Here is a 963-nt window from a genome sequence, read left to right as displayed (position 1 = left end):
CATCACGGACGATTTGACAGAAGTCTTGATCCGAACCGCCTGGTTGCGCTGTGATATTGGCCACTTGCGTTGCGTCTGGAAGACGCTTTGGCGATGTGCATTGAGCTCGGATATCTTCGATTCGACTTTCTAGCGCTGCTTTTTGCGAGCCGTCAACGAACAATGTTGCTTGCAGTTGGCAGGATTCTGTTTGGTGATCTACAACCAGCAACGTTTCCGCAACATAGAAGACGTAATCCGGACACTGGTTTGTTGCTACCGTGTCTCCTAATGGTTCGAAGTTCGCCACCAAGTCATACGCAAATAGGCCACCAAGGAAAATGGCATGTTTGTCTTGCGAAGAAAGATCAAAACTGTGCTGTACCAAACGAAGCGCATCAAAAGAAGAGGCTTCTCGTAGACGAGAATCTTCATCAATCGTATCGCATGGTTGGATGAATTCTAAAGTCAGTGTTTCGCCGTCAAATTGGCTTGCGACTTCGCCACGTACGTTTTGATTCAAATGCGTCAGTAGGTTTTTGCCGTTCTCCGTTAGAGCATGAAAGCTGACGGTATGTCCATAACAAACGATGCGAACCGCAGAATCGACGATTAACAGCGATTTGAGATTCTGTTTAGAATCAATTTCAGCCGATTCTAAAAGCAAGCTATCCGTTTTGTTCTCACAAATAGTATGGAACAGACGGGTTGGGTCTTGAGTGTAAGGAACAGAAGCTTTTAATACTTCCAGTTGTCCAAGTTTCTTAATTTCAATGGCCTTGTTCACAAGACCTCCTTGTAGCTGTTTTAATCGTCCTGCAGTACATAGTCGCATAAAGCAAACGTTCTCCCAATCAAGAGTTGGTCATATCCGATTAATGTTTAGGCAGTTGAATGTGAGTTGGGCGACAAAATAAAAAGCCCGCTTGAGTAGCGGGCTTTATGACGTTTGTTTTTCTAAACTAGAAGTACACGTTAGCCCAC

Annotated in this window: 1 pseudogene; it reads right to left on the bottom strand. The window is 44.7% G+C overall.

What is annotated here, in order from left to right:
- Positions 1-766, bottom strand: a pseudogene (locus R8O10_RS24160) (anthranilate synthase component I); the annotation flags it as partial.
- Positions 767-963 lie beyond the last annotated feature (197 nt).

It is taken from the genome of Vibrio sp. 1727 (genome assembly GCF_033344415.1).
Lineage (GTDB): Bacteria > Pseudomonadota > Gammaproteobacteria > Enterobacterales > Vibrionaceae > Vibrio > Vibrio alginolyticus.
Note: the sequence above shows the minus strand (reverse complement) of the source record. Positions and strands in the feature narration are given on the sequence as shown.